Raw genomic sequence first — 1,730 nt, 5'->3', positions numbered from 1 at the left:
CGCGCCGACGACGTGCTCGCCTACTTCGACCGGCCCGGCACCTCCAACGGACCCACCGAAGCGCTCAACGGCCGCCTCGAACACCTCCGCGGCTCCGCCCTCGGCGTCCGCAACCTCACCAACTACATCGCCCGCTCCCTACTCGAAACCGGCGGATTCAGACCACAACTACACCCTCGTTTGGGATGAGCCGCCATACCCTGGCCGGCTAGGCGGCCAAAAGGTGCGTCAGGTGTGCCTCGAGCGGGCTGAGGCCGGCGTCAGCCGATTCGCCGGGACCGAGGGCTGTCCCGTCGGCGCTGGGCGGGCTTCGCCAGTCGTCGGTGAGGCCGAGGTGGTCGCTGGGATAGCTGGTGTGGGTGCGGCCGACCGGGTCGGTCCAGGTGACGGTCAGGTCGGGGTGGATCTTGACCTGCCAGCCGGGTGTCTGCTTGAGGCGGTGGTGTCGCCGGCACAGGGCTATCAGGTTCGCTGGGCTGGTCGGCCCGTCGGGCCACGGGATCACGTGGTCGAGGTCGCAGAAGCGGGAGCTGATCGCGCAGCCGGGGAAGCGGCATTGCCGGTCGCGGAACCGGACGAGCCGGGCCATGGGTTCGGGGATCCGGTAGCGCGGGTCGCTCTGGTCGCCGGTGACCGTGCGGGTGGTGGCGCGGGTGAAGCCTTTGGCGATGGCGCCGTCGAGGATGGCGCCGGTGGCGGGGTGGCAGCGCACCGGGGCGTCGACCACGGCCCGGCCGGCGGCGAGGGCGTCGGCGAGCCAGCCGCGGCGCATCAGCATCGTTCCGGGACCGCCGAACCCGCCGACCTCGACCACCGGCGCGGCCCCGCGCTCGCCGCCCGCGGCGGGCGCCGACGGCCGTACTGACCTCCGTCTTTCACGGGGCAGCGGTTTGATGACGTGAGGGGCGTGGAGGGGCTGTCGGCGTGTGGGGGCAGGCGTTGGTGCCGCGTGGCGCTGCGGTGCGGGTTTTCGAGGGTCCTTGGGTCGCGGTGGTCAGGGCCGAGTGTGTTGTCAGGTCAGGAGCGGGATGGCCATCACAGCGGTGAATGCGGCGATGGCGGCCTGGGTCCAGGGCCAGGATTGTGGGAGGCGGAGGTGGCGGCGTCGTCCGCTGCGGGTGAGGCGGGCGGGGATGTGGAGGAAGCGGTAACGCAGGGCTTTCGGTTCGCAGGTCTTCAACGTCTCGGGCAGCGCGAGCAGCCGTAGCCAGGCGGTCAGGTCGGCCGCGATCGCGACCGCGAGAAGCCAGGTGGTGTTGATGCCGTATTCGCGGTGGGGGTACCTCCCGCTTGCGGGGGAGGGGAAGCGGCCGAGGCCGATGTCTTTCGCGTGCCGGATGCCGTCTTCGACGCGGGCGTGGGCGCGGTGGCGGGNCGCACGATCACCCGCATCCCGGTCGGCCATTTCTCGGTCATCTCCTTCGGGAGTAGGCCGGTGATCTCGACGATGTCGGCGTGCTCACGGACATCCCCGTCGGCGTCCATCGCGGGGGTCCAGGCCCGTTTCGGCACCCGCGTGATGGCCTCGCGGATGGTCTCGGTGACCGCGAACCCGACGCTGTACTGGACCGAACGGCCCCGCCTCCCACTGGTTTCGCGGTGTTCATCCTGGTGATCCAGTCCAACAGCTCGTGGGAGTACCCGGCCCCATCGACCCGAAACAGGAGGCTCTTGCGGTGCGGGGCGGGGATGTGCGCGATCGCCTCGCTCAACACGCCGGTGTGGTCGGC

General features: G+C 71.0%; 3 protein-coding genes. 1 reads left to right on the top strand and 2 read right to left on the bottom strand.

Translation table 11 applies throughout. The features are described from left to right. The coding region (locus tag ABD209_RS02275; RefSeq protein ID WP_344061517.1) for a transposase at positions 1-189 on the top strand (189 nt) is incomplete at its 5' end. Positions 190-208: 19 nt separating this feature from the next. On the opposite strand, the gene ABD209_RS02270 is transcribed toward ABD209_RS02275, so the two are convergent. Together ABD209_RS02270 and ABD209_RS02265 are read right to left on the bottom strand one after the other, a co-directional pair. Next, positions 209-772 (bottom strand): HNH endonuclease signature motif containing protein, encoded by a 564-nt coding sequence (locus ABD209_RS02270; RefSeq protein WP_344061514.1) that lies wholly within the window; start codon positions 770-772, stop codon positions 209-211. A 240-nt stretch (positions 773-1,012) separates the two neighbouring features. Next, positions 1,013-1,405 carry a transposase gene (locus ABD209_RS02265; protein WP_344061511.1) on the bottom strand — a complete coding sequence of 131 codons (393 nt, stop codon included), beginning with the start codon at positions 1,403-1,405 and terminating at the stop codon, positions 1,013-1,015. Positions 1,406-1,730 lie beyond the last annotated feature (325 nt).

The sequence above is a fragment of the Nostocoides vanveenii genome, assembly GCF_039531165.1.
In the GTDB taxonomy this organism is placed as follows: Bacteria; Actinomycetota; Actinomycetes; order Actinomycetales; family Dermatophilaceae; genus Nostocoides_A; species Nostocoides_A vanveenii.
Note: the sequence above shows the minus strand (reverse complement) of the source record. Positions and strands in the feature narration are given on the sequence as shown.